The sequence below is a fragment of the Tropicimonas sp. S265A genome, assembly GCF_049800835.1.
In the GTDB taxonomy this organism is placed as follows: Bacteria; Pseudomonadota; Alphaproteobacteria; order Rhodobacterales; family Rhodobacteraceae; genus Dinoroseobacter.
Genome location: NZ_JBNAFU010000004.1, coordinates 74,106 through 101,027, shown reverse-complemented (window position 1 = coordinate 101,027; position 26,922 = coordinate 74,106). Strand labels below are relative to the sequence as shown.

Here is a 26,922-nt window from a genome sequence, read left to right as displayed (position 1 = left end):
CCATCAGTTCGGACAATGGTCTTCGCGCGCGCTGATGCTCAGCGTGTCGGTGCGCAGCAACAGGGCGCGGCATACCCCGGCAAGCAAGTCATCCGCCTCGGCAGTGCCTGCATCCTTGGCGCGCGCGTAATATTCAGCTGCTCGCGCCGGGTTGTCGCCAAGTGTCAGACCGATCTGGTTTTCAATGATCTCGTCGGTCTGGCCGCTATCGTAAAGCGTTCCGAAAAACGCCAGCGCGGCGGGATCGCCCTCGGCGACAGCGCCTTCAACAAGACCAAGCGCGACATCTGCACTGACCGACCCACCGCAGCCGCGCAATGCATCGCCAAGCGCAGCAAATCCCTGGCTCGCCACAGCCGAAAGCTCCGCGTCCGAACACGGGTCCGGCGCCGCGGCGACCGGTGGAATGGGTTCTGGCTCCGGTATCGGAGCGGGGGCGGGCTCGGGCTCTGCAACCGGCACGTCCTCTTCCGGCATCAGGAACAGCAGCGCTGCGATGATCGCTGCAACCACCGCCACACCGCCAATAATCAGAGGAAGGCTCAAGCCGCCCTTCTTGTCACCGTCCTCTTCCGCGACAGTTTGCTTTGGATCTTGCGTTACCAACACCTCTTCACGTGGCGCGGCAGGCGCGTCTTCTTCCGCTTGGGAGGGTGTCGCAACCTCAGGCTCGGTCTCAGGCTCCGGCTCTCGCAACTTGATCGGGGCCGCAACTGCCGGTGCGGCCGGGCCGCTGCCGAACTTGATCGCGCTGTCGGATGTCGCAGCTTTTGGTGAGTGCACAATATCGTCCGGCCAACTGACATCGCCGCTGAGAGCCCCGAGTGTCAGCCTGATGGTCGCGAATTCCTCCAAATGATCAACCACCTCGGGGCCAAGCACTACTTTGGCTTCTCCGCCGCTGCGGTCCACCGGATAGGGACCAAAGCTATGCCGTTCCGGCTGCCATCCAGCCTTGCCCAGATACAGTTCGTTATAAAGGTCGAACACGTCGACCGAGACGCTCTCATCGGGCACAGACGCCCCGTCAAACGACAGGACCGCGTACCCGCCACGCGGGTGCGCGGGATCGGGCCGGACGTCAATCATGCTGCATCCTCGATCTGTTCGTTGTTCAGACCACGCAAGATGCGGCCCACCTTGCGGTTTTGTTCCTGATTGATTTCGCCTGCATCCGTATCGCCTGCATTGCCAACAAACAGGGCCTCCAGCATGTAAACCCAGTCGGTCCAGGTTTCTTCGGCAGACGCGCGCGGCAGTTCCGGCAAACCGTCCACCCGATCAGGGGCCGCACGGGGCGCAAAAACCGGGCGTGTGACCCCCTCGTCGATCTCGATCGCGGGGCGTGCTTCGGGCGACAGGCGATCCGCTCCCAGCTGGTAGATGAAGCGGTTGATGGCCTCCGCACAAACAATTGCCGCCGGTGCAGCCTGTTGATCGACCGTATTTCCGTAAGCTATTGCACGCAATTCTTCGAGCATGGCATCACGTACACCGGTGCGGCGCAGACCATGCACCAGTTCGGCAACGAGTTGCGCGGCAACTTCTGGCGTGAGGGCCAAAGCCTCCAGCAATTTCTCGTCCTCGCGGAACCGGTTGAGTCCTTCGACCCAAAGCTCGATCGCGGTGTCCGCCTGAAATTGCTCTGGCGTCATGGTGCGGATCTTGGCAGGTGCTTCGGCGTCTGCCTCGTCGGGTACGGGCGTCGCCGCCGCGGCAGGCCCGGGTCTGCCCGGTCGCCCCGGTCGGCCGGGGCGCGAGGGACCGCCAGAAGCCGCGGCGGCCGCGGGCCGCTCAGCCGCTGCACTGCTCACAGCGCTGGAGATCCGGATAGAGCTCGGCACCCGGGACAGACGGTCCTGCACCACATCTTGATCCACGCAGAGCGCCGCCAGAAATGCACCGAACCGGTGGTTCTGCAACGTGATCTCAAGGCAGTCCATGATCTCATAGGCGGCTTTCTTCTTCTCTGCCTCGCGCTGTTCGAAATCGTCCGAGACATAGAATCCAGTCAGTTCCAGCGCCATGTCCTTGGCGATCTTGTCGCTCTGGCTCTTGATCTGGCGGAACTTGCTGTCAGGCTTGCAGACCTTCGTCAGCTCCTCCGTAAGATAGCCGACCCCGCCATCGTTGAGCTTGAGGGCCGCGTCCCACGCCACCTCGGGCGCTTTGAAATGCTTCTGAACGGAAGCGGCCTCAAGGCACCCGGCCTTCAACTCTGCAACCCGCGCTTCTTTTTCCGCGCGGATCGCAACCTCGCGCTGGTTCTCGTCGTAGTCGATAAGACCTTCGACGAAGTAGTTCGGGTTGCGCAGCCAGTAGCAGTTCTGGAACGGCGTGTTGGGGGTCCACTGATTGACCCAGCTATCATCGATCTTGCCGCCGAAACCCTGCAGCAGGCTGGCCTCAAGCCGACGGTCAAAGCGTGTGGATTCTCCGCCACCCGCAGCGCTTTCGCCGAGGTGCTTGTCGAACTTCGTCATCACAAAGAAAAGGATGCAGTCGGTTTCTGCCCGCTGCTGCGGACGCGCGCCATGGGTCATGCCGATCCAGTTCTCGACCAGCCCCGGCAGGTCCAGCGTTTCCATGTTGCTGTCCGGCACGCAGAGCAGCATGGACGTGATTTCCTGATTTTCCACATACCGGTCAAAGAGGTAGGCAACCTTGCCGCGCAGCAAAAGCTGGCTGACGGTCTCCTCCGGCTTGGAAAGTGTCTTGCTCAGGGGTTGCTCGAACCGGTTGCGCGCGCCGGGGAAGTCCAGCAGGTCGGTTTCAGCAAAGAGAGGGCTTGGCTGGGTTTCCATGGGGAATACCAACTCAGCAGCAAGGGCGCAGACAATCGCGCGCGGCAGGTCGACCTCCTTGCCCGCAGGTGTCCGCACCTTGAGCGTGTCGGCGCTTGCCCCTTCGAACAGCCCGTGCAACGTCTTGACATCGATGATGGAAGTTTCGCGCGGGGTAAGCGCGTCGAGGCCGCAAAACACCTCCTCGGCGTTATCGATCTTCTGCAGGGCTTCGGCAAGCTGCAGGTAAAGCGCCGTGAGCGGCTCATGCCCACCCCAAAGGATCGACAGAAACTTCGCGCGATCTGCAACGGCCATTTTCGGCGCCATTTCTGCGGCTTCTTCCCAGAACGTGCGCAAGGCGGCGGCGTAAGCAGCCTTGCCGAAGGACGCCGCGAAGTAGTCGCCGATCTCATAAACCTCATCCTCGGTCATGCCCGGCACGATCGCGCCGCCGACCCGTCCGCGATAAGCATCGAAATGCGCTGACAACTCCTCTGGCTCAGGGGCGGGTTCGGACTGATCCCCATCGTTGAAGAACGAGTTGGCGATCGTGCGGGCCAGATCGGCCTCCGACAACAGCGTCAGCTTGATCGGAAACCCGTCCGGCGTCGGGTCCTTGGACATGGTGAAGCGGGTTACAAGACCGGTGGACTCCCCCTCGCCCTCCGGGTTGATCTCGCGGATATAGTCCAGCTTGCCACCGGGGCCGTTGAAATCGGCGGTAAGACGCCCGGTTTCGGGGCGCGCCAGAACCGAAACCAGAAACGATTTCCCGGCCTGGCTGGGCCCGAACACGCTGACAGACATGCGGGTGCGGGCTGACTTGGCAAGCTTGTTGGCGCGCCGTTTCGACTTGCGCATCAGTTGCGTCAGCGTCTTGGCGCGGCGGTCGACCATTTCGGCATTCTCGGGGTCGTTGACCCAGCCCTGCGCCTCCTGGCTGAGTTCGGCGACCTGCAGGCAACGATCGGCAAGAGTGTTGGCATCTGACATGTCTAAATTCCCCGCACTCAAATCCGGAACACGCCGGTATCGAGCCAATACTCGTCTTCAAACCCAAGCGTATGCAAGGACAACACGACATCCTCGTTGCGCATCATGTTGCCCTCGGCATCTTCCACACCATCCACGCGGAACACCTCCCGCACACGTTCACGGCGCAGTTTTTCCAGCGAGGTCTCGGCTTCGTCCACATCATCGTCTTCGCGCACCAACTCGATCTGCAAGGGTTTCTTGCGCCCCTCGATCGACGAATTGGCAAAGTCGAGCCGGTAGAGCGGCGTCGTCGTCCACCGCTCCAGCGGCAGTTGCCGCGACCCTATGAATACGGGCGAGTACATCTTGATCATCGCGGTCGGGTCCTGCGCCGTTTTCTTGGCGTCCAGATCGATATCCTCGAACAGGATGCGGTGTTCGGGGATCTGCCCGTTCGTGTCCATCTCTCCGACAAAACGCGCGGTGGATTTCATCTGAAACGCGCCGGTCGTGACCTTGAAATTCGGAATCTGGCTCTCGCTGAGTGCGATCAGCATGCCACCCACAGCCACTGTCGACTTCGGGTCGCCGACCCGCTGGGACACCGGGTCGCGGAACGGATACCAGTTGCCCGTCTTGTACCGGTGCATGGAGATCAGGCGATGCGGTGGCACCACCAGCATCTCTTCGACAATCGCGCGCACGGCCGGCAAGCGCGACGGCCGCCCGGTCAGCAGCACGACATCGCAGCCGAGGTGATCGATCACCTCGCACATGTTACCCAGCACCTTCTGGAATACCTCACGCGCGATCGCATCAAGGTCTTCGCGACTGACGCTGAGCGTCACGTCCGCAAGGCGCCATCCTTCGGCGCCGCACTGCGCTGCGGGTTTTTCCAGATAATCGAGGATATCGTCCGTAACCTTCGGCTTGATCTCGACTTCGGCTTCCTCGGAGTCCGGCTGGTCTTCACCGTCAAGGGGCGCGTCGGGCGTAGGGATCAAACCAAGAATTTCCGCAACAGGCACGTCGATACGGTCCGCTTCCTCCACGTCCTCGCAGCGCGACAGGATCGCTTCAGCCAAGGGCACCAAAACCCGGACAGAAAATTGCCGCCGCCGTTGCACGGTCTGCTGTTCCTGACCGCCGATGTCACCACCGAAAAGCTCACGCATCCGCTCCGCCACGAAACGGCCGCCGCCTTCGGTCACGGCATCTTCCAAACGCGGAAGCACAATTGCACTGATCACCCGATGGACAAGATCATCGCCGGCGACACGGAACCCTTCGCGGAACGTCTGTTCAGGATGCAGAACCTTGTTGTCCTCACCCCGATAGGTCGTGATCATCAAGTCGGTCGTCCCGCCGCCAACATCGATGCAGGCCAGCCTGAGCGATGCTGCCTCCGCACCGTCGGGACCTTTGCGCGGTTTCCCCTTCAGATCGAGGAATGTATCAATCCGCCCTTCGAACTTCTGCGTGACCTCGGAGTAGAGATAAACCAACTGCGTGCAGCTTGCCTCGTCCCAGTCGACCAGCAATTCGGGTTTCTCGGATACGGCAATCGTGCTGGACCCGTCCTTGATCCCGAGCATCTCCTTTACCAGCGTCATCGCCCCCTGAACCCGCGACCGGATCATCGCCTGCTCCTGCACCGACGTGGCAGTCGGCAGGCTCAGGATGATCCGGTTGAGGAACCTGGGCAGGTCCGATTGCGGTCGCCGGGACCGGGATGCGGGATCGTTGATCTGCACCATCGCATGGGCGATCACCTCTGCAAGCATGAACCCGAACAACGATGAGCGTGAAAACCTTGGCCGGATTGCCGGGGTCATCGGAACGCCCTTTTTCGGAACGCGCAGCTTGTCGCTGATCTCCTGTTTGATCTGAACCAGAACGTCGCCCGCCTCGTTCAGGTGGCGCATCGCCGCCCGCACCGGACGCGGCAGATTGTTCGGATCGAAGTGGTTGTGGAAGCGCCAGTCCTGCTGAACCGCCGTGTCATCCCACAGGTACCGCTTTGGCGAGGACAGTCCGGACAGGGTCTCTGTCCCCTCCTCCGACTGAACAAGGCGCATCGCCTCGGGCCCCATACGCACGAAGCTCGGCCACATGAACGCATTCCGACGACCCGACCGCGAGGCGTAGCGTTCGTCGCCGAACCGCAGGTCGGCAAATTCCACGCGGCTCTCGAACAGGCCGGAGTAGAAATACTCGGGACGTGACAGATCACGGATTTCCAACGGGAAAGACCGCGCCAGATCGACCCGAGTGTCCCCGGGAAACCGTTCAATCAGAATGCCACAGGTGCGTGAGTTGCCGATATCCAGCACCAGGTCCACCTTAACCGGCGTCACGGCATCGCGCTGCGCCACGGTGTTCGCAAACCGCATCTTTGGCGGAGCCACCGCGCGTTCGATCAACCGCAGATAAGAAAGGTACCGCGCCCAGTGCTCGAACATGTAGGGCAGGTTTTCCTCGGAAATCGCGCGCCCCGGACGCTCGGCGCGTTTGAAGTCCAGAAACATCTCCTTCAGCCAGTCCGAGACCCAAAGCTGCAAGTCCAGAGCGTTTCCTTCGTCATCCGCTTCGAGCCGTTGCAGGAACCAGCTCATCGATGCCGGATCGGAGACCAGCCTGAACTCGCGCGGCTTTTCACTGTCCGCTCGTTCGGGAGCGACGTAGTGATGGCTTTGATCCTGATCGGTCAAGGCTGTGTCGAGCGCGATCTGGACCCGGTGGGTATGTCCGGTATCCGCGTCCGGCTCGGCCAATTCGACCGTGCGCATCCGTGCCCAACTTGAAGGCCCGGCATCGTAGAGTTCTTCGCCACCGGCCCCGCGCTGGTTCTTGAGTCGAAGCACAGGCACCGGCACCCATTTTTCCAGGAACGGTTCAAGCGCGGCGACAGGACGGACGGAGTATTCGGTATCGTCCGACGTCACCCCTTCGAGGATCTCGCTGTCCTTGTCCGCGTCTCCGGTCAGAGGATACAGCGTGCGATGCGTCTCAGATGCACCTGCTTCGGGGCGCTCGATGAACCTGAAGGACCGGATGTCCAACGCGTTGATATCGAAACCGAAATCGAGGATTTGAATGCCCGAGTAAGGCACCAGTGTGACCTCGTCTCCCAGATTAACCAGCTTTCTCAGCCGCTTGGCGCGGTCTTGCAGCATTATTGTCCCCCGAATACGTAGGAAAAGGTCCATTCTCTGGATTGACCTGAAACGATACCTGTCAGGTTTTCAACCCTGTCGCCCGCGCGAATTTGCAAGGTAAAGGGCGCGTCCGCGCCACCGGTGCGCGATGCATAGAGGTGAACGCGCACGGTATAGGTTCCAGCCAGCGGATCGGTAAAGAAGGTGTTCTCCACCGGTTGCGGCACCGGCGTACCGACATTGCTGTCCACATCGATCTGGCCGTTGCACCCCGCCCGCAGCAGGTGAGAGACCGTCACACCTGCCGGACAGGTCACGTACAGGTCGATGTCATCGGCATTGTCCCATGCCAGAGTGAACGTCAGGTCGCCCAGTTCGGCCCCGGCCCGCTCGCGCCGCGCATCGATGTCCGGCAGCGATTGCGGAACGGGGGCTGGTCTGGCCGGAAATGGTGGAACCTGCGCCGTGTCGAACGGGTCGGGCTGGCATGCACGGTCCAGAACGCCAATCTCGCGTTCCAACGCTGCAATCTGGTCCTGCAACTCCGCGGTGCGACGGCTGTCCTCGCTCGCCTCGGCCGGGGTCGGGCAGTTGGACAGAAGGAATGGGGTGCGGACACCGCAAGCTGGGACCATCAACCAGAATATCGCCGCGAGCAGAACCGCCAGCACAAGCCACCACAGCCAGAAAAGCCACATGGGGATGGTCCGGGGCCCGTCACGCCGCGCAGCCGCCGCCTGCGCCCTCGCCCCGGCTGCAGTAACCGTAGTCGGAGCGACCGGTGCAGGCTTGGGTGGCGTCCGGGTATCCTTGGCCTTGAGCGTGCCCTGAACAGTTGTCTGCTTGTCTTCGACCCAGGCCCAGTTCACGAGCACGGGTTGCGGCGGCCCATCCCCGGTGTCGATAACGAAAATCCAGTCCGCTCCGGGATAGTTCAGCGCGTTTTCAAGCGCTTCCCCAAGACGTTGTTCTTCTGCAAGATCGCTATCGGAAAAGCCTTGCGCCATGGCGCGAATATCGCGGCTCAGCGCGTCTATCCGTGCGGTGATCGCGTCCTGTTCCTCCTCCGGCAGCGCGGACAAGGGCCTCGCCTTGCCTTCAACCGCCGGATACCAGTCGAAACGATCGCCGAACTGGGTCGCAACGGGTTCAGCGAACAGCGCTGCGTGGGCCTCGCTGAGCTGACCGCGGACTGTCCCCGTGATCAACTCATACGATCTTTGTGGCGGCGTCCCCAGTGGGCGCAGCCCTTCGATGGAACTGTTCGTCAGTAGCGGATCCGACATGCGACCGGCCTACTCGACGGGAACTTGCAGCGGCGGCAGCGCCGGGATTTGCGACGTCCCGCCCTGTTGCGCCGGCGCAGGAACCGGTGTCGCCTCTGGCGTAGGGGTCGGCGCAGGCAAAGCAGGAACCGGAGTCGCCGTCGCCGCGCCCGCAGGGGCGGCCGCAACCTCCGCCGGAGGAGGTGACGGCCGCGCCACTTGCGGGCGGCAGGGTTGGGATACCACGTTCGGCAAAGCGCCCGCGGATTGCAGGAAGCCCAACAGTTCGGAGCTTGCCAGTGCGAAGTTCAGATTTCTGAGAGGACCCTGCACGACAAAGGTATTCACGCCCACGACCCGCCCACAGGTGTCGATCAGTGGCCCGCCAGAATTCCCGGTGGAAATGGGGGCGGAGTGTACGACAACATCGGTTTGCCGTGGCGCCATGGTCTGTTCAACGCTTACAGACCCATCGGTGACGGCCAGTGCGGGTACCGCGCTCAGATCACCATTGCGCAACTGCGCGAATTCCGTATCGGTTCGCATCAAGTCGCCCGGATAGCCCGCAGCAATGACGTTTTGCAGCCGGAGACTTTCGGTCGGTCTCAGAATATCGAATGCCGGAGAGTTCGCACCGGGCACGCGCAACAGGGCAAAATCGCCCCCCGTCCGGTCCAGAGGGCCAAGCGCGCTGAGCACCTCAGCGCCGCGCAATTCGCCCAACGCTTCGTTTGTCACGAAAATACTGTCATTGGGCGCGCCTTCGATGACATGGAAGTTGGTCACAAGCAGATCGGGCGCGACAAAGAACCCAGTCCCAAGCCCCATCCCGGACGGGCTGACCGCGATTACCAGAGCGGTACGGCTTTCGATCAAGGCCAGCAGATTCCCCGTATCGAGACTGCCTTCCGTCACACCCGGAGGGGCGATACGTTCCGGATCCGGGGGCAAAATGGGCGTCGGATCGGCAGGGCGGATCGCCCCGGCCCGATCATTTGGATCACGGGGATCAGGTGGAAGGAGCCCTTCTATCGTCATTCCGTCCGGCATCAACAAAGTGCCGTCTGCGCGGCATTGCGCCCCCTCAAGCGCGCCCTGCAAACCCGCTAGGCGTTCCTCCAGCGCGCGGTTCACGTCCTGCGCCAGCGCAACGGCGGCCTCGTCCGAAATCGCCTGATCGCCCGGATCGTCCGGGAAAAGGCGCACACCCGGGATGAGCAGCCAAATCAGCACCGCAAGGGCGAGCAACGTCAGCACCGCAAGCGGGATCCAGCCCCCTGGTCCGGCGCGGCGATCCGCCGGGGGTGGTGAGGTCGGGGCGCTGCCGCCGGGTTGATCTGGTGGGGGTGGCGATGCCCCCGCAGCGCTCGCGCCTGCGGCGGCAGCACCCGCGCCAATTGCGGCCGCGGCCGCAGCAGGCGCAGCAACTGGTGTGCCGCCGGAACTTTCGGCGCCGCCGACCAGTTTCTCTCGGTAGCTGCGCGCCTCCGACGGGCCAAGCGGTGGAGGGGCTGGCAGATCAAGGTAGGCGCCAAGGGTTCCCGAGAAGTGCTTCGCGCGCGCGCTGCGGTCCCGCTCCAGTCCTTCGGGGAGCATGCCCCAATTCAGAATGACCGGCTGACCGGCAACGGACGTGATTGACCCGGCATCAAGAGTGTAGAGCGCGCGGGACAGAAGCGCACCATGCTCGGGATCATCCAGATGGTCGGTGAGCGGACCGAGGCGCGCCCGCAAGGCGTCGATGACGTTGGAGCGCGCTGCACCATCCAGCCGGTCCAACGGCACGGGCTTGCCGTCGGCATCGGCATACCATGACACAGAAGCTGCCGCCTGGTCATTGCCGCGGCTGATCAGAGGTTCCGCGAACAGCGCTTCGGCCCCAGGGGAAACCGCGCCGAGGGCCGCGCTCAGCGCCTGATGCTGTTCAAGCACGAGTTGGCCATCGTGGGACAGGCAGTTTTCCAACGCCAGAGGCGTCTTCAACAAGAAAAAGTCAGCCATCGCACCGTCCCTGTATGCGCGCCTGTTCGGTCAGTGCGGGGGTCTTTCGCCCGCTCCTCGATAATCCCGCCGCCGCGCTTGTAATTATCACTAGAAAACTTCCGGTCTTGTCGGCGGACCGGCCCCGCATCTGGGGCAGGTCCATCTTTCCACGCCGCTCCGGCTGACGCCGAAGCGCGCCGCGTCAGTCTACTGGGGCAGCACCGGCAGTGCCGGAATCGCTCCACCAGCGGGAACGACCGGTGGCAAGCCCGGGGTTGCGACCGCCTGCAAGCGACCGGATTTGAGCGCCGCGCGCATCACGGACACCCGCTCAGCAGATTGTGATGGCAGGAACGCAGGCTGCGCGTTCTGCTCCAGCGCGCCGAGGGCTGTGTCATACCATGTCACCGCGCTCGGAACGTTTGCGGTCAAACCAAAGCCTTCGCGCAAATGGTGCGCCATCACCTCACCATAAGGCATCTGTCCAATAGAAAATGCCAGAAGTGCACCTGACAACGCCATGTCCGCATCATCCTGGCGGTATCCGATACCGAGACAAAGCTGCCCGTAAGCGCCCGCGTTTGCCGGATCCCCAAGGCCAATGGACTGACCGATCTTGGTGACCTCTGCCGACACGGCCTCGACACCGCCGCTGCCCACCATGTTGCGTGCCGGGGCCAAGGCTTCGGTGATCTGCGTGCAGGTGCTCAGCAACTGATCATCACTGACCCGCAACTGTGCCGCATAGCTTTGCGCCACCGACATCGCGTACCCACGCGCTTCGCAGAACTTCTCGCTCAGCGCCTGATCCGGGTCCGACATGGCCGCAGCCTGGATAGCTCCCTGATTGGTCTGCGTCATCAGCGTAACGAGCTCACACCGTTCGGCCATGCTCTTCTTGACCTGGCCGATCGCGCCGGGAATAGGCGGGATCGAGATTGGCGGCACCGCACCTGCTGCCTGCGTGGTCGCGGGTGGGATCGCACTCGGGATTGCGCTCGGCACCGGGTTCTGCACGCCGACAGTTCCCGGAGCCCCATACTGGCCAGGCACCTGCGTGCCGCGCGCCACTTGCGGGTCGGGGAAATTTGTCGCGCCATATTGGGCCGCCCATTGCGGGTCCCGGAACGCCTTCAACAGGCCCTTGGTGCCTTCGGCCGCGACGACCTGCGGATAGGCCTGCCCGGCCCCGTTCCGCATCCGGTTGTGCGACTCAAGCAGGAAACCGCGCTGCTGATCATCGAGGTAGCCAGTCCGGGGATACCCCATATATTGCTGGTAATCTCCGATTGCACCGCGCGACCTCGGGCCGAGTGCCCCGTCGACCGTGCCGACTGGAAACCCAAACCCGTTGAGTGCGGATTGCACGTCACGGTTCTGTTGGCGCTGCGCCTGCGAGACGCCGCTTCCGCGATTGGACGATGACGATCCGCGATTGCCGCTGTTCTGGTTGGCAATCGCCCCCAGAATTCCGAGTCCGATAATTGCCCCATGAATATCCGCTTTGACGGCAGGAGTCGCCGCCATGGTCAAAACACAGGCTGTTGCAACTGCATTGCGTAAACGCATTACAAACCCCCATAAAACAATTTCCTCAACAGTATTTGGGTTTGAACCGGATTCGTCTAGGGCTTTCCCTTGAAAACCCTTGAGATTTCCCGCACGGAACTGTGTCTTGACGATCAATTGCGCCGCGAGCGCAGCAACAGGACCGCAGCCGGAAACAACCCGGCGGGCTCGCAACAACTTCATTTTCGGAAGAAATATGGTGCGGTCGGCGAGACTCGAACTCGCACGGGTGTTACCCCACAGCGACCTCAACGCTGCGCGTCTACCAATTCCGCCACGACCGCACGTGACTGGTGTGGCGCGTCTTTAACCGGGCTTTTGCGGGTTGTGAAGAGGGAATTGGCGTTCCCTTTGAATTCGCAAGCGCAACGTCCTGCCCCCTCTGATCCGGCTCCACACTTGCACTTGGGGCAACCATGAGCCATTTGCGGGTATAACACGGGAGTTCCTGTATGGAATGGAGAACATCCGACACGTTGGTGGACTATCCGCAAGCGCTCGCCGAGATGGAGGCGCGTGCCGACGCGATTGCACGCGGTCAAGCGGATGAGTTGATCTGGCTTCTGGAACACCCCCCGCTCTATACCGCGGGCACCTCTGCCGACGCCAGCGATCTGACCGACCCGGACCGGTTTCCCGTCTACGCGACACGCCGCGGTGGGCAATACACCTATCACGGCCCGGGTCAAAGGGTGGTCTACATCCAGCTTGACCTGACCAAGCGGGGACGCGATGTGCGCAAGTTTGTTTGCGCAGTCGAAGACTGGCTGATTGCGACTCTGGCGGAGTTCAACGTCAAAGGCGAACGTCGCGCCGGGCGCGTGGGTGTTTGGGTGGTACGCGAGGACAAACCGCGCACGGCATCCGGCGCGCTGGCCGAGGACAAGATCGCGGCACTTGGCATCCGGCTGAAGCGCTGGGTCAGCCTGCATGGGCTGTCGATCAACGTCGATCCGGACCTGGAACACTTCAGCGGCATCGTGCCCTGCGGGATCGCCGAACATGGCGTGACCAGCCTCGTCGACCTCGGCCTCCCTGTCGGTATAGCGGATGTCGACGTGGCGCTGCGCCGGACCTTTCATCAGGTCTTCGATGCTATGCCGACTGGCCCGGTCACACGCGACTAGCCCCAGGCCGCGCCCGAATCTGACCGGCATGTCCAGCCGTCGAGGGGATCGGATGACGCCGACAGATTACCGCGACACGGGGCGCCGGTCCGCGAAGCTGGTCCGGAATGCGACCAATGCGCGCGACAGGGCAAAAACACATGCAGTTTTTGTTGTATGTCAAGGCGCACCCCATTGCCGCGTACCGGAGGCGCCGCTAGAACCGGTGTCGGGAAATATGACAGGCGGGTGTGTGCCTATCCCGGCGCAACGCCACCTGAACGAACGACGAACAGGAGAGCAGCATGGCAGATGCAGCCATCCATGATCACGGCCACGAAGACAACCGAGGGTTCTTCACGCGCTGGTTCATGTCTACCAACCATAAGGATATCGGGATCCTGTATATTCTTGTGGCGGGTCTGGCCGGGTTTATCTCGGTCGCCTTCACCGTCTACATGCGCATGGAGTTGATGAACCCCGGTGTTCAGTTCATGTGTGCGGAAGGCGCGCGGTTCATCGCCGCCGGGGCGGGCGATACCTGTACCCCGAACGGCCATCTTTGGAATGTTTTGATCACCGGCCACGGCATCCTGATGATGTTCTTCGTGGTGATCCCGGCGCTATTTGGCGGCTTTGGCAACTATTTCATGCCCTTGCACATCGGCGCGCCGGACATGGCCTTCCCGCGGCTGAACAACCTGTCTTTCTGGCTGTATGTGGCCGGTACGTCGCTCGCCGTCGCATCCGTCCTCGCACCGGGCGGCAATGGACAGACGGGGTCAGGCGTTGGCTGGGTGCTGTATCCGCCCCTGTCGACCAATGAGGACGGCTTCTCGATGGACCTTGCGATCTTCGCGGTTCACGTGTCCGGGGCGTCCTCCATCCTAGGGGCAATCAACATCATCACCACGTTCCTGAACATGCGCGCGCCGGGCATGACGTTGTTCAAGGTGCCGCTGTTTGCGTGGTCGATCTTCGTCACTGCGTGGCTGATCCTCCTGGCGCTGCCGGTTCTGGCGGGTGCGATCACCATGCTGCTGACCGACCGGAACTTCGGGACGACGTTCTTTGACCCGAGCGGCGGCGGCGATCCGGTGCTGTACCAGCATATCCTGTGGTTCTTCGGGCATCCTGAAGTCTACATCGTGATCCTTCCTGCCTTCGGTATCATCAGCCACGTGATCGCGACCTTCTCGCGCAAGCCGATCTTCGGCTACATGCCGATGGTCTGGGCGATGATCGCCATCGGTGGTCTCGGCTTCGTGGTCTGGGCGCACCACATGTACACGGTGGGCATGTCGCTGACCCAGCAAAGCTACTTCATGCTGGCAACGATGGTCATCGCGGTGCCGACCGGCGTGAAGATCTTCAGCTGGATTGCCACGATGTGGAAGGGCTCGATCACGTTCGAGACGCCGATGCTCTTCGCGATCGGCTTCCTGTTCCTGTTCACCGTGGGCGGTGTGACCGGTATCGTGCTGTCCCAGGCGGGCGTCGACCGGGCCTATCACGACACCTACTACGTCGTGGCGCACTTCCACTACGTGATGAGCCTCGGGGCGGTGTTCGGGATCTTTGCCGGGATCTACTTCTGGATCGGCAAGATGTCGGGCCGTCAGTACCCCGAATGGGCCGGTAAGCTCCACTTCTGGACCTTCTTCATCGGCACGAACATCACGTTCTTCCCGCAGCACTTCCTGGGCCGTCAGGGTATGCCACGCCGCTACATCGACTACCCTGAGGCGTTCGCGTACTGGAACTGGATTTCCAGCTGGGGCGCGTTCCTGTCCTTTGCCTCGTTCCTCTTTTTCATCGGTGTGGTCTTCTACACCATCACCCGCGGCAAGCGCGTGACGGAAGAGAACTACTGGAACGAGCATGCGGATACGCTGGAGTGGACGTTGCCCAACCCGCCGCCGGAGCACACCTTCGAAGAGCTCCCGACGCGGGATATGTGGGACAAGCAGCCAAGCCACTGATGCCGGCTGAATGGACTGAGCTTCAACAGGAGGCCCCGGCGAAACCCGGGGCCTTCGCGCCTGTGGCAGTGCTGCGTCTCTGGCCGCACCGTTCGCTGACCGCCAAAGGGTTCGTCTGGTTCATCGGGATCACGGCCGCAGCTCTGTCCCTGCCACTGATCGCCGTGCTTGGCAGCGTGGTTCTTTGGGGCCTGCTGCCCTTCATGCTGATTGCCCTTGGCGGGGTGTGGTACGGCATCCAGCGCAACCAACGCGACCTAGCATTGAACGAGGTGCTGGAACTTTCACCCGATCGCATTTCACTGACCCGGTTCAATCCGCGCACGTCCGATCAGCACTGGGAGGCAAACCCCTATTGGGTGGAGGTGCAACTGCACCCGTCCCGCGGCCCGGTTGAAAACTACCTGACTCTGCGCGGCAGCGATCGCGAGGTGGAACTGGGCGCCTTTCTGAGCCCTGACGAACGAATGGCGCTCTATGCGGACCTGCAGGACCGGTTGAGCGCCCTGCGGCGCGGGTAGGCAGGCCCGGATCGCCAGCTGTTTGCGAGACCTGCGCGCTGCGCATAAGCTCCGGGCATGGCACACTCAGAGTCGGACAAGGCGGGTTACGACGCGGGGTTTCTGGCCCTCGCCTCTCCGCGCCTGCGAAACATGCTGGAAACACTGGCCACTCCGGTTCGATTGGCCGCAGGTGAAGTGTTGTTCACCGAAGGCGACGCGGGCGACGCGCTCTTTGCGGTTTCGACCGGAGCAATTGAAGTGTCGGTTCTGTCTCCGGATGGCCGCAAGCTTCTGCTGGACGTGATGCGCGAGGGCGAACTTCTGGGAGAGATCGCCTTGTTCGATCCCGGAGAGCGCACCGCGACAGTGACAGCGCTGGAACCCACGACCCTGCGTCGCGTCGCCCATTCGGACTTGTTGGCCGCGTTACAAGCAACACCTGATCTCGCCGCCGACTTGCTCCGTCTCGCAGGACGGCGCATGCGTGCGATGACCCTGCAGATTGAGGATCAGGTGTTCCTGCCACTGGCAAGCCGACTGGCACGAAAACTTCTGTACCTTACGACATCGCAACCGGAAGCGCGGTTGGAGATGTCGCAGGCTCAGCTCGGCGAATTCGTCGGGGCCACCCGCGAGGCCGTTTCAAAAATCCTGGGCGAATGGCGTCGCGCGGGTGTCGTCGAGTTGAGCCGCGCAGGTGTTCTGATCACGGATCGGGCCGCCCTGAAACTGATTGCCGATCCGGCATCGATTTGACCGCATTTCTGGCTGTTCTGTGACCTGCATCACAGACGTGAATCCCGCCGCGCGATAGCGTCATCGGCGTGTCTCTGATGTGTTCTCAATTCACCGTGTTTTTTCCAGTGCCCAGAGGCGCCGGGGCTTTTGGGCCTCCAAAACATGGCAGATCGGAGTGATGGCCGATGTGTCAGCAGCGCTCGTGTCGAGTGCTGGACGGGTACTGATGTCGCATGAGTAACGAGTGTTTGGATGTTGTATCCACGTTACAGCGCAGTGCTAAGGCGGCATCAGTTAGGGTAACGAGTGCTTGAGTGCTCAAGCGCGGCGGGTTCGTCCCGCCGCGCTTGGGGGCTATTCTGCCGCTTGCGGCCTGTCAGGCTCCCAAACGGTCTTTGACGCGCGGACCCACGACGGCAAAATCCATCTGTCCGGTGTACTTCGACTTCAATGCACCGATCACCCGGCCCATATCGCGAATGGAGTTTGCGTCGGTCTGATCGATGGCTGTCTGGATCGCGGCGTCGACTTCATCGTCCGACAACTGGCGCGGCAGGTAATCTTCGATGATCGCGATTTCGGCCTGTTCAGCCTCGGCCAACTCCAATCGTCCGCCTTCCTCATAGGTCCGCACGCTTTCCTGACGCTGCTTCACCATTTTACCGAGGATAGCGAGGATTTCTGCATTGGTGACCCCGTCGGCGCGGCCTTCGCCACGCAAGGCGATCTCGCGGTCCTTGATGGCGGCATTGATCAGACGCAGCGTCGACAGGCGCGACGCGTCCTTTGCCTTCATCGCATCTTTCAGTCCGGTGGTGATCTTGTCTCGCAGGTCCATGAGTGGTGTTCCCGTTGTCAAATCGAACACCCCACATAGCGAGTGCCCCTGCGCGCTGCAAGACCCGCGCCCTTCGTCCGGATCGGCTTGACCCGACCCGCCGCCGCCCTTAGGAACGCCCCTGTTTACCTACATCTCAACGCCCGAGGAATCGCCCATGTCCGCCCCCGATGCAAAGCCCACGGCCTGCCTGGTTCTCGCTGACGGGACAGTGTTCTACGGACGCGGGTTCGGAGCCACCGGCGAGACCTCGGCGGAGCTGTGTTTCAATACAGCCATGACCGGCTATCAGGAGATCATGACAGACCCGTCCTATGCCGGTCAGATTGTAACCTTCACGTTCCCGCATATCGGAAACGTCGGGGTAAATACCGAGGATGATGAAACCGCCGATCCCGTGGCATCCGGCATGGTGGTGAAGTGGGACCCGACGGAGCCTTCGAACTGGCGCGCCGAGGGTGATCTGACAAACTGGCTCGCAAAGACCGGGCGGATCGGGATTGGCGGGATCGACACGCGCCGCCTGACCCGTGCGATCCGCCAGCAAGGCGCCCCGCATGTCACGCTCGCCCACGATCCCGAGGGCAATTTCGACCTCGAGGCTCTGGTCGCGAAAGCCCGCGAGTTTGCCGGACTCGAAGGGCTGGACCTGGCCAAGGAAGTTACCTGCGCACAATCCTATCGCTGGAACGAGATGCGGTGGGCTTGGCCAGAAGGGTACAGCCAGCGTAAAGACCCCGGGCACAAGGTTGTCGCGCTGGATTTCGGCGCCAAGCGCAACATCCTGCGCTGCCTTGCCTCCGCCGGGTGTGACGTGACTGTCATGCCGGCCACTGCGACTTCCGAAGAAGTGCTCGCGCAGAACCCCGATGGCGTGTTCCTGTCGAACGGCCCGGGCGATCCGGCGGCTACCGGCACCTACGCGGTACCCATGATACGCGATGTTCTCGACCAGACCGATATTCCGGTGTTCGGAATCTGCCTCGGCCACCAGATGCTCGCCCTCGCACTGGGCGCAACGACCATCAAGATGAACCACGGACACCACGGCGCAAACCACCCGGTGAAGGACATCGAGACTGGCAAGGTAGAGATCACGTCGATGAACCATGGGTTCACTGTCGATAGCCAGACACTGCCCAAAGGTGTGATGGAAACCCATATCAGCCTGTTTGACGGATCAAACTGTGGCATCCGCATGATAGACCGGCCGGTCTTTTCGGTGCAGTACCACCCCGAGGCCAGCCCCGGCCCACAGGACAGCTACTATCTTTTCGAGCGCTTTGCAGACGCGATGGCCGCCCGCCGCGTCAAAGCTTAACGCGGGTTTACCTTAACGACTTGTTAAACCTCTCTGGTGCACACCCTCTGATGACGGAGGCGAGTGCCTGTGAATGTGCCCCAGCTACAGAGACGGACGGACCGTGTCACCACGCTGTTTGCGCGGCCCGAACCGCGTGCGCGCGCCCGCACGCCTCTCGACAAACTGCTGTCTCATCTGATTGAAACGGGCCGGATTTCCGAGGCGGAACGCTTGCAGGCCGGGCACCTTGCACGCGTGCATCAGGTGGCCATCCCCGACACCCTGGTCGCGGAAGGTTGGCTGACGGAGGCTGATCTCCTTGCCGCGCGCTGCGCCTGTTTCTCGGCAACGCACATCCAGCTGTCGATCTCGGCCCCGGACGCCACCCTGGTGCATGAGGTCGGTTTGCAGTGGTGCCTGCGCCACCGTTTGCTGCCGTGGCGCCGATTGGGCGGACGCGTCGTCTGTGTCACGTCAGAGCCGGAATACTTTGACCAGATCGTCGAGGATCTGCCCCCCGAGTGGGGCCAGCCGCTGCTTGGTGTGGCCAGTGCGGCGGAGATCGAACAGGCTTTTGTGCGCGGCTTTGGCCCCGAACTCGTGCAACATGCCGAGACCCGGCTGGAGGCCGCGGCGAGCTGCCGGACGTGGACCGCCCCCCAAGCGGTCAGCGTGTTGCTGGCAAGTGCATGCGTCGCCTTCTGTCTTGTGGTTGCACCACAGCTTGCCTTGTCCGCGCTCCTGTTCGTTGCCTTTGGCGCCGTGGCCGCGAATGTGATTTTCAAGGCCCTGTTGACCGGCGCCGCCCTGCGTGCGGCACCTTCGCCTCCTCCGGCGACCACAGACATGGCGCTGCCGCGCATATCGTTGCTTGTACCGCTTCTGCGCGAAGCCGAAGTCGCCTCAACCCTGCTTAACAATCTGGAACGCCTCAAGTATCCGCGTGGCTTGCTTGAGGTGCTCTTTATCGTCGAAGCCAACGACGACCTTACGAAATCCACGCTCTCCCGACTGTCTTTGCTGCAATCATTCCGGGTGATCGATGTGCCCCCCGGGACGATCCAGACCAAGCCAAGGGCTCTCAACTTTGCTTTGCACTTCTGTCGCGGCGAGATCATCGGCATTTACGATGCCGAAGACAAACCGGAGCCCGAGCAACTTCTGAAAGTTGCCGAAGGGTTCCGACAGCACGGTCCCGAGGTTGCATGCCTGCAAGGACGACTGGATTTCTTCAACTCGGGTGCAAACATGCTGACGCGCTGTTTTACCATCGAGTATGCAACATGGTTCGGACTGCAATTGCGTGGGCTCGCCCGGCTCGGTCTGCCCCTGCCTCTGGGCGGTACAACGCTTTTCATGCGGCGCGACGCTCTGGATCGGGTCGGGTGCTGGGATGCGCATAACGTGACGGAAGATGCCGATCTTGGAATCCGCCTGCACCGCGCCGGCTACCGTACTGCCCTGATCGATACCGTCACGGACGAAGAGGCGACGAGCCGCGCCTGGCCTTGGGTGCGCCAGCGGTCACGCTGGATCAAGGGCTTCATCATGACCTACATCGTGCACATGCGCAGTCCGCGCACGCTGTGGAGGGATCTGGGGCCGCTGGGGTTTGCCACCTTTCAGTGTCTGTTCCTCGCCTCCGTGCTCGGGGCACTGACAATGCCTCTCCTGATCCTCATGCTGGGGGCAACGATCGGATTGAGTGTACCGGGTCTTTCCGACGCGATGGTGCGGGTTGTCGGTCTGTCATTTCTGGGCCTGGAGGTCATCAATCTGGCGGTCTGGGCCGCAGGGATACGCGCACGCCGACATCGGCACTTGTTCTGGGCGATCCCGTTGCTGCATATCTATTTCCTGCTGGCATCCGTCGCAGCGCTGAAGGCCACGATCGAACTGGTTGCGCGACCGTTTTTCTGGGACAAAACCACCCACGGCATAAGTCGGCCTCCCCCGTCCTGCTAAAGCGCTTCGGCGTCCGCCCTCAGCCGGGTTTCAAACGCTATGGAGATATGAGCCTTGAGTGCAGAATACGCCGCCTCTTCATCCCGCTTCGAGATCGCATCGACAATTGCGCGGTGTTCTTCAAGGGCCTTTTCCCCACGTCCCTGCGCCGCCAGTGACGTTGTCGCCATCAGCGCCATGGAACGGTAGACAAGGTCCAATTGTTGCACAAGAAACCGGTTGTGCGAAGCAAGGTGAATCTGCTTGTGAAACCGGCGGTTGGCCCGTGCCATCGCGGCACTGTCACCAAGCAGCGCAACATCGTCCTTCACCATCTCCGCCAAGACCTTGATCTCCTCGACTGCCGCGTGGCGCGCAGCGAGCCGCGCCGCCAGCCCCTCAAGCTCTGCCCGCACGACATAAAGTTCGGCCATCTCGTTGTGATCGAGCGAGGCCACGATCAGCGACCGCCCGTCTCGCGCCAGAAGGGATTGCGTCTCCAATCGTTGCAGCGCCTCGCGAATGGGCGTGCGGGACACGCCGAACCGGTCCGCCAGATCGCTTTCCACCAACCGGTCTCCGGGTTTGTAGACGCCGACGTCAATCGCTTCGAGGATCATGTCATACGCATCACGTTGGGCCGGTTTGGGCTCTGTCATTCTTGTCTCTCCCTTTGGTGGATCGAAGCTATCCGCGCCAGCCGCCGAAGTTCAAGCCTGCCGTTGCCTGCGCCGCGTGAAAACCCTATGTCCGGGCAATGGTTGCAGCACAGTTTTCACACGTCACGCACTGGGTCTTCGACCTCGATAATACGCTCTATCCGCCCCACATGCGATTGTTCGACCAGATCGAGGTGAGGATGACCGCATACGTGCAGAACGCGCTCGGGGTCTCGAAAACCGAGGCGGACCATTTGCGCAAGGATTACTGGCATCGCTACGGCACGACGCTTGCTGGGTTGATGAGCGAACATGACGTCGATCCCGCGCCGTATCTGACCGACGTGCACGATATCGATTTCACGGTTCTTGATCCTGATCCCGAACTCGCCGCACGGTTGCGTGCCCTGCCGGGCCGCAAGATCGTCTACACCAACGGCTGCGCCCCCTATGCGGCGAACGTTCTGACGGCGCGCGGCCTGTCGGGGATATTCGATGCAGTCTACGGCGTGGAGCATGCAGGGTTTCGCCCCAAACCCGAACGTGCCGCGTTCGAAACCGTGTTTGAACAGGACAACCTGCCACCCGCGACAGCCGCGATGTTCGAGGACGACCACCGAAACCTCGCCGCCCCGCATGCGATGGGAATGCGGACCGTCCATGTTGCGCCCACGCCGGAACTTGCAGATCACGTTCATCACCATACCGATGACCTGTCGGCGTTTCTTGGCCAGCTGACCGGTTGAGCGACCATCTACGACTTTCTGCGCTGCGGCAATCTGCACGCTATGCTGCGACGCAGAAAACCTGCACACAAGGGCATCATTTTTTCGAGGAGCCTGCCATGACTGCCGTTGCGACAAATCTCGACCTGCCCGTCAAAGCAAAGAAAGTTGCTGTGAACCGGGGTAAATTCGATGCTTCCGTCTCGAAGGATGAGCTGAAATTCGCAGCTCTGGCGGCGGTTATCCTGACGCTCTGGATCGGGGCGACGGTGCTGTTCGGATATGCAGGCCTGATCACCGGAGCGCTAAGCATGGTCGCCACTATGTACATGATGATCGTGGTCATCAGCCGCGGCTGACCGCCCGGCCTTCGGGTCAAAATGCCGCTTGGACGCCCCCGTGCTGCCGCCTAGGTTTGCACCAGCACCGGAGGGCAAACCATGCAGGTACAGAAAACCGACATCCTGATTTCCGGCGGTGGGGTTGCAGGCCTTGCCGCCGCTTGTGCTTTTGGAACCGCCGGTTTCACCGTCATCGTCGTGGACCCCGCCGCCCCAGTCACCGATGGCGCCGCTGAAGGTGCGGATTTGCGCACGACGGCCTTCTTGCAACCGTCCCGCGATGTGCTTGAGAAGGCAGGGCTCTGGACGAAGGTCGCGGCGCATGCATCCGCACTGCAAGTGATGCAGATCATCGACGCAGGCGGGACCGAACCTGTCGCCCGCGTACAAAAGGCCTTCGACGCAAAGGACATATCGGATGCGCCGTTCGGGTGGAACCTGCCCAACTGGCTGCTGCGTCGTGAGTTCCTCGCCCGGGTAGAAGAGCTGGACACTGTTTCGTTCCGCCCGGGCGTTGCGACGAAATCCGTGCTCACCCGCCAATCGGAGGCACGCGTAACGCTCAGTGATGCCAGCCAGATCTCCGCAAGGCTACTCGTTGCAGCGGATGGCCGGGACTCGGCCGTGCGTCAGGCCGTCGGAATTGGCGCGCGCACCACGCGTTACGGGCAAAGGGCGCTGGCCTTTGCTGTTACGCATCCGGTGCCCCACAACAATGTCTCGACCGAGATCCATCGCTCAGGCGGCCCGTTCACCCTGGTCCCCCTGCCCGATCGCGACGGGTCGCCCTGCTCTGCGATTGTCTGGATGGAACATGGACCCGAAGCCAAGCGGCTTGCCGCGCTGCCGGTGGATGCATTCGAGGCAGAGATGAACGCGAGGTCGACCGGATTGCTCGGCCCGCTGAAGCTGGCGTCGCGCCGATCCGTTTGGCCAATCATCACCCAGATTGCGGACCGGATGTGGGCCGAGCGCACCGCCTTGATCGCGGAAGCTGCCCATGTGGTCCCGCCGATCGGTGCTCAGGGCCTGAACATGAGCCTCGGCGATGTCCGCGTCCTGCTGGAACTTGCAGAGGCGACGCCGGACGATCTGGGATCCAAGAAGATGCTGGAGTCATATCACCGGCGACGGCATCCGGAAGTCAGGTTGCGCGTGTCCGGCATCGATATGCTGAACCGCGCCTCCATGGTCGGTGCGCAGCCGCTCAGGGACGCACGGGCCCAGGGCCTGAAGGCCCTTTACGGCCTGCCGCCGGTGCGCAGGTCACTCATGAAGCTGGGACTGGGCGTGCGCTAGGGTTCAGACGATGCGGTTCAACACATCCTCAAGTCGGGACACGGCGCCGTCCACGTCATAGAGTTTGTCCAATCCGAACAGGCCAATGCGAAAGGTCCGAAAATCCTCCGGTTCGTCGCACTCCAACGGGACACCGGCCGCAATCTGCACGCCCTGCGCGGCAAACTTCTTGCCGTTCTGAAGATCCGGATCGTCGGTATAGACCACCACAACCCCAGGGGCCCCGTATCCATCCGCAGCAACCGACTCGAACCCGCGCGCCGCCATCAGATCCCGCACGCGCGTCCCGAGCGCCCATTGCGCCTCCTTCAGGCGCTGGAAGCCATACTCCTGTGTCTCGAGCATGGTGTCGCGGAACGCGCGCAGCCCATCTGTGGGCATCGTCGCGTGGTACGCGTGGCCCCCGTTCAGATACGCCTCCATGATCTGAAGCCACTTGCCCAGATCCACTGCGAAACTGTTGGACTGAGTTTCAGCCACCCTCGCGCGGGCACGATCAGACATCATCACAAGACCAGCACAGGGCGACGCGGACCAGCCCTTTTGTGGCGCTGAAATCAGCACATCAACACCCGTGGCCTTCATGTCGACCCAAGCACAGCCCGACGCGATACAATCGAGCACCATCAGCGCGCCAACCTCATGTGCCGCTGCCGCAAGTTCGGAGATATATGCGTCCGGCAGGATCACCCCGGCGGACGTTTCCACATGCGGGGCAAAGACCACATCGGGTTGGGTCTCGCGAATTCTGGAGACCACCTCTTGGATCGGCGCGGGCGCAAACGGCGACTGGGGCGCATTGGCGACCCGGCGTGCCTTCATGACCACGGGCTCCTCCGCCATCTGGGCCACGTCGAATATCTGGCTCCACCGGTAGGAGAACCAGCCATTGCGCACAACCAGCACCTTGGCGCCCTGACCAAACTGACGCGCCACGGCTTCCATTCCAAACGTGCCGCCGCCCGGCACCAGTGCCACATGATCGGCGTTGTAAACTTCGCACAGCATTCCGTGGATGTCGCGCATGACCTGCTGAAACGCACCGCTCATGTGGTTGAGCGAGCGGTCGGTGAACACTACGGAATATTCCAGCAACCCATCGGGATCGACTGTGTCGAGCAGTGCGGTCATACGGTCCTCCTGTGGTGGTATGCGGTGGTCGTACCGCATGGATGCAGGGCGCGCAAAGCCAAACGAGCAGACGGAATGCGGCTTTTGCGACAGCACGACGCGCTTTTGGGAAACCTCTGGCGCATTTTCGCTACAAGGCTAGCCGTGTTGGGCAATCACGCATTCAAAATCATCATCACCGATCACCTCGGTATGGTGGCCCTTGCCATGCGTGTCGGCCATGCGCCAGACATCGCCGGGGCCAATGTCGCGGGTGTCACCATCGCTGGCCGTGACCCGGACCCTGCCGCGCAGGCAGATCAACGTTTGCGCGACCGGTGTCGGATGAATTGGTTCGTTCCAACCCGCCCTGAGCCGCAGAAAGAGCATTCCCGTCGCCGCCTTGGTGTTAGAAATCTCGATGGCTTTCGCCGGGGGTGCGAAATTCCGCTCCTCCAGCGCGACCTCCACATCCCGGAAATGACTGTCGCCTGCGTCGTCGGCGTAAAGATCGTAGTAGTTCATCTCCCCCTCGCACTCAGCCAATCGGACCCGATCTGCGTTCCTCGGACAAAAGCACATTTGCCTCCACCTCTCCAGCACCGGGCAGGGTCATGATACGCCGCCTGAGCACCCGTTCGAAGTCCGAAATGTCCCGCGCCACAACGCGCAGACGGTAGTCGTATGCGCCAAGAACGTGCTGCACGACCTGCACCTCGGGAATGGCTGTGACGGCACGCTCGAAATCCTCGACGCTCACCCGACCCCGCGCTGCAAGCTTCACCCCAAGGAACACGGTCACACCGAACCCCAGCTTCTCAGCATCAAGACGCAGCCGCCGCCCGGTGATGACACCCGCTTCCTGCAATCGCTTGATCCGGCGCCACGTTGCGGGTTGGCTCAGCCCCAGTTTCCGCCCGAGCGCGCCAGCACTTTGCCGCGCGTCCCGGGTGAGCTCTTGCAACAGCGCCCGGTCGAGGTCGTCAAGCTCGACGCTCATAGTGGCAGGCTCTCATCGGTATGGATGTCCGAGATGAGCATCAACTGTTCTATCTCGGCAATGTGAGGCAACGCCAAGATACGGGTGCGGTAAATCTCCTGGTAGTGGGGCATATCGCGGGCAAGAACGTTCAGGCGTACATCGACCCGCCCCAGAAAGGTCTGGATCTCCGTTACTTCGGGCAATTTGCGCGCTTCGGTCAGAAAGGTGTCAAAGGCAGCGCGTTCCGTCTTGTCGAGTGTGATCCGCAAGCTGACCTCCACCGCGAAACCAAGCTTGCGCCAATCAATGACGGCCTCGACGCGCTGGATTATTCCCAGCTCTTCCATCCGCTCGATCCGCCGCCATGCGGTCGCCTTGGGCACACCGGAGAGGGCCGCAAGCTCTGCCGCTGAAAGTGTCGGGTCTGCCTGGTAATGCCGGAGCAGCCGACGGTCCGTATCATCTATCTGCATGAATTATCAAATAACTGGCTAATTTAAGAATGACAATTTCATTCTCGACCACTAATTCAGCGCAATACTTCTACGCAATCGGCGCGCAGTCAGTATGGTGCCCGGCGACGGATACACCAAACGGAGGAAGACCCGATGCGCGTTTATTATGACCGCGATTGCGACGTGAACCTTATCAAGGACAAGAAGGTTGCCATTCTGGGCTATGGCTCGCAGGGGCATGCCCACGCGCTGAACCTGCGCGACAGTGGCGCAAAGAACCTTGTTGTTGCCCTTCGCGAGGGGTCCGGTTCCGCCAAGAAAGCCGAAGCCGAAGGCCTGACGGTGATGGGGATTGCCGAGGCCGCAGCATGGTGCGACCTGATCATGTTCACGATGCCCGACGAACTTCAGGCGGAGACCTACAAGAAGTACGTCCATGACAACATCCGCGAAGGCGCTGCAATCGCATTTGCCCACGGCCTGAACGTGCATTTCGGCCTGATCGAACCGAAGCCTGGCGTCGACGTTATCATGATGGCGCCCAAGGGCCCCGGCCATACCGTGCGCGGCGAATACACCAAGGGCGGCGGCGTGCCCTGCCTTGTCGCCGTTGACACAGACGCGACCGGCCGCGCACTGGAAATTGGCCTGTCGTACTGTTCCGCCATCGGCGGCGGCCGCTCAGGCATCATCGAGACCAACTTTCGCGAGGAATGCGAGACCGATCTGTTCGGCGAACAGGCAGTTCTGTGCGGCGGTCTTGTCGAACTGATCCGCATGGGTTTTGAGACCTTGGTCGAGGCAGGCTATGCGCCCGAGATGGCCTATTTCGAGTGCTTGCACGAGGTGAAGCTGATCGTGGACCTGATCTACGAAGGCGGTATCGCGAACATGAACTACTCGATCTCCAACACGGCGGAATACGGCGAGTATGTCAGCGGCCCACGCGTTCTGCCCTACGACGAGACGAAGGCGCGGATGAAAGCGGTTCTGACCGACATCCAGACTGGCAAGTTCGTGCGGGACTTCATGCAGGAAAACACCGTTGGACAACCGTTCTTCAAGGGCACGCGTCGCCTCAACGACGAGCACCAGATCGAAGAGGTGGGCAAGAACCTGCGCGGCATGATGCCGTGGATTTCCGCAGGCAAGCTGGTCGATCAGGAAAAGAACTGATTTCGAGGCGCGAAGCGCTCCTGCG

Annotated in this window: 22 protein-coding genes and 1 tRNA gene; 10 read left to right on the top strand and 13 right to left on the bottom strand. The window is 61.8% G+C overall.

Annotated features, from left to right (window positions below):
• Window positions 1-3: 3 nt before the first annotated feature.
• From ACP15N_RS12165 to ACP15N_RS12135, 7 genes are all read right to left on the bottom strand, one after another.
• Window positions 4-1,089 (bottom strand): hypothetical protein, encoded by a 1,086-nt coding sequence (locus ACP15N_RS12165; RefSeq protein ID WP_425092550.1) that lies wholly within the window; start codon window positions 1,087-1,089, stop codon window positions 4-6.
• Complete coding sequence (locus ACP15N_RS12160) at window positions 1,086-3,779, bottom strand: putative virulence factor (RefSeq protein ID WP_425092549.1); 2,694 nt, start codon at window positions 3,777-3,779, stop codon at window positions 1,086-1,088. The genes ACP15N_RS12165 and ACP15N_RS12160 overlap by 4 nt, the downstream gene beginning before the upstream one ends.
• A 17-nt stretch (window positions 3,780-3,796) precedes the next feature.
• Window positions 3,797-6,937 (bottom strand): virulence factor SrfB, encoded by a 3,141-nt coding sequence (locus ACP15N_RS12155; RefSeq protein ID WP_425092548.1) that lies wholly within the window; start codon window positions 6,935-6,937, stop codon window positions 3,797-3,799.
• Window positions 6,937-8,205 (bottom strand): hypothetical protein, encoded by a 1,269-nt coding sequence (locus tag ACP15N_RS12150; protein WP_425092547.1) that lies wholly within the window; start codon window positions 8,203-8,205, stop codon window positions 6,937-6,939. Before ACP15N_RS12150 ends, ACP15N_RS12155 begins: the two co-directional genes overlap by 1 nt.
• Window positions 8,206-8,214: 9 nt before the next feature.
• Window positions 8,215-10,185: a trypsin-like peptidase domain-containing protein gene (locus tag ACP15N_RS12145; RefSeq protein ID WP_425092546.1), complete on the bottom strand. Its 1,971-nt coding sequence runs from the start codon at window positions 10,183-10,185 to the stop codon at window positions 8,215-8,217.
• Between the two features lie 189 nt (window positions 10,186-10,374).
• Window positions 10,375-11,694 (bottom strand): peptidoglycan-binding domain-containing protein, encoded by a 1,320-nt coding sequence (locus tag ACP15N_RS12140; protein ID WP_425092545.1) that lies wholly within the window; start codon window positions 11,692-11,694, stop codon window positions 10,375-10,377.
• Window positions 11,695-11,933: 239 nt separating this feature from the next.
• Window positions 11,934-12,020, bottom strand: a tRNA-Leu gene (locus ACP15N_RS12135).
• A 168-nt stretch (window positions 12,021-12,188) separates the two neighbouring features.
• On the opposite strand from ACP15N_RS12135, the gene lipB reads away from it, so the two are divergent.
• The 4 genes from lipB (at window position 12,189) to ACP15N_RS12115 (ending at window position 16,083) form a co-directional block, all read left to right on the top strand.
• Window positions 12,189-12,863 (top strand): lipoyl(octanoyl) transferase LipB, encoded by a 675-nt coding sequence (gene lipB, locus ACP15N_RS12130; RefSeq protein WP_425092544.1) that lies wholly within the window; start codon window positions 12,189-12,191, stop codon window positions 12,861-12,863.
• A gap of 284 nt (window positions 12,864-13,147) precedes the next feature.
• Window positions 13,148-14,824: a cytochrome c oxidase subunit I gene (gene ctaD, locus ACP15N_RS12125; RefSeq protein ID WP_425092542.1), complete on the top strand. Its 1,677-nt coding sequence runs from the start codon at window positions 13,148-13,150 to the stop codon at window positions 14,822-14,824.
• Window positions 14,824-15,345 carry a DUF2244 domain-containing protein gene (locus ACP15N_RS12120; RefSeq protein WP_425092541.1) on the top strand — a complete coding sequence of 174 codons (522 nt, stop codon included), beginning with the start codon at window positions 14,824-14,826 and terminating at the stop codon, window positions 15,343-15,345. The genes ctaD and ACP15N_RS12120 overlap by 1 nt, the downstream gene beginning before the upstream one ends.
• A 57-nt stretch (window positions 15,346-15,402) precedes the next feature.
• Window positions 15,403-16,083, top strand: coding sequence for a Crp/Fnr family transcriptional regulator (locus ACP15N_RS12115; RefSeq protein WP_425092540.1), 681 nt, complete (start codon window positions 15,403-15,405; stop codon window positions 16,081-16,083).
• A 358-nt stretch (window positions 16,084-16,441) separates the two neighbouring features.
• Here the strand turns inward: ACP15N_RS12115 and ACP15N_RS12110 are convergent, their stop codons facing one another.
• Window positions 16,442-16,903 (bottom strand): GatB/YqeY domain-containing protein, encoded by a 462-nt coding sequence (locus ACP15N_RS12110; RefSeq protein ID WP_425092539.1) that lies wholly within the window; start codon window positions 16,901-16,903, stop codon window positions 16,442-16,444.
• 157 nt (window positions 16,904-17,060) lie between these two features.
• On the opposite strand from ACP15N_RS12110, the gene carA reads away from it, so the two are divergent.
• Entirely contained in the window at window positions 17,061-18,224 is a 1,164-nt protein-coding gene (gene carA / locus ACP15N_RS12105; RefSeq protein WP_425092538.1) for a glutamine-hydrolyzing carbamoyl-phosphate synthase small subunit, read from the top strand.
• Between the two features lie 69 nt (window positions 18,225-18,293).
• The gene (locus tag ACP15N_RS12100) at window positions 18,294-20,171 is read left to right on the top strand and encodes a glycosyltransferase family 2 protein (RefSeq protein WP_425092537.1); all 1,878 of its coding nucleotides are present in this window, start codon (window positions 18,294-18,296) and stop codon (window positions 20,169-20,171) included.
• On the opposite strand, the gene ACP15N_RS12095 is transcribed toward ACP15N_RS12100, so the two are convergent.
• Window positions 20,168-20,809: a GntR family transcriptional regulator gene (locus ACP15N_RS12095; protein ID WP_425092536.1), complete on the bottom strand. Its 642-nt coding sequence runs from the start codon at window positions 20,807-20,809 to the stop codon at window positions 20,168-20,170. The two genes, ACP15N_RS12100 and ACP15N_RS12095, sit on opposite strands and share 4 nt — an antisense overlap.
• 98 nt (window positions 20,810-20,907) lie before the next feature.
• Here ACP15N_RS12095 and ACP15N_RS12090 point away from each other — a divergent pair, with 98 nt between their 5' ends.
• The 3 genes from ACP15N_RS12090 to ACP15N_RS12080 all read left to right on the top strand — a co-directional run bounded on the left by ACP15N_RS12090 (window position 20,908) and on the right by ACP15N_RS12080 (window position 23,174).
• Entirely contained in the window at window positions 20,908-21,555 is a 648-nt protein-coding gene (locus ACP15N_RS12090) for a pyrimidine 5'-nucleotidase (RefSeq protein WP_425092535.1), read from the top strand.
• Between the two features lie 98 nt (window positions 21,556-21,653).
• Window positions 21,654-21,893 (top strand): hypothetical protein, encoded by a 240-nt coding sequence (locus ACP15N_RS12085; RefSeq protein ID WP_425092534.1) that lies wholly within the window; start codon window positions 21,654-21,656, stop codon window positions 21,891-21,893.
• An 81-nt stretch (window positions 21,894-21,974) separates the two neighbouring features.
• Window positions 21,975-23,174 (top strand): UbiH/UbiF family hydroxylase, encoded by a 1,200-nt coding sequence (locus tag ACP15N_RS12080; protein ID WP_425092533.1) that lies wholly within the window; start codon window positions 21,975-21,977, stop codon window positions 23,172-23,174.
• A 3-nt stretch (window positions 23,175-23,177) separates the two neighbouring features.
• On the opposite strand, the gene ACP15N_RS12075 is transcribed toward ACP15N_RS12080, so the two are convergent.
• From ACP15N_RS12075 to ACP15N_RS12060, 4 genes are all read right to left on the bottom strand, one after another.
• Window positions 23,178-24,305: an aminotransferase class V-fold PLP-dependent enzyme gene (locus ACP15N_RS12075; RefSeq protein ID WP_425092532.1), complete on the bottom strand. Its 1,128-nt coding sequence runs from the start codon at window positions 24,303-24,305 to the stop codon at window positions 23,178-23,180.
• A gap of 138 nt (window positions 24,306-24,443) precedes the next feature.
• Complete coding sequence (locus tag ACP15N_RS12070; protein WP_425092531.1) at window positions 24,444-24,809, bottom strand: cupin; 366 nt, start codon at window positions 24,807-24,809, stop codon at window positions 24,444-24,446.
• A 13-nt stretch (window positions 24,810-24,822) separates the two neighbouring features.
• Window positions 24,823-25,284 (bottom strand): Lrp/AsnC family transcriptional regulator, encoded by a 462-nt coding sequence (locus ACP15N_RS12065; RefSeq protein ID WP_425092530.1) that lies wholly within the window; start codon window positions 25,282-25,284, stop codon window positions 24,823-24,825.
• Window positions 25,281-25,739 (bottom strand): Lrp/AsnC family transcriptional regulator, encoded by a 459-nt coding sequence (locus ACP15N_RS12060; protein WP_425092529.1) that lies wholly within the window; start codon window positions 25,737-25,739, stop codon window positions 25,281-25,283. Before ACP15N_RS12060 ends, ACP15N_RS12065 begins: the two co-directional genes overlap by 4 nt.
• 111 nt (window positions 25,740-25,850) lie before the next feature.
• Between ACP15N_RS12060 and ilvC the strand changes: the two genes are divergently transcribed.
• Window positions 25,851-26,897, top strand: a complete 1,047-nt coding sequence (gene ilvC, locus ACP15N_RS12055; RefSeq protein WP_425092734.1) for a ketol-acid reductoisomerase — start codon at window positions 25,851-25,853, stop codon at window positions 26,895-26,897.
• Window positions 26,898-26,922: the final 25 nt, after the last annotated feature.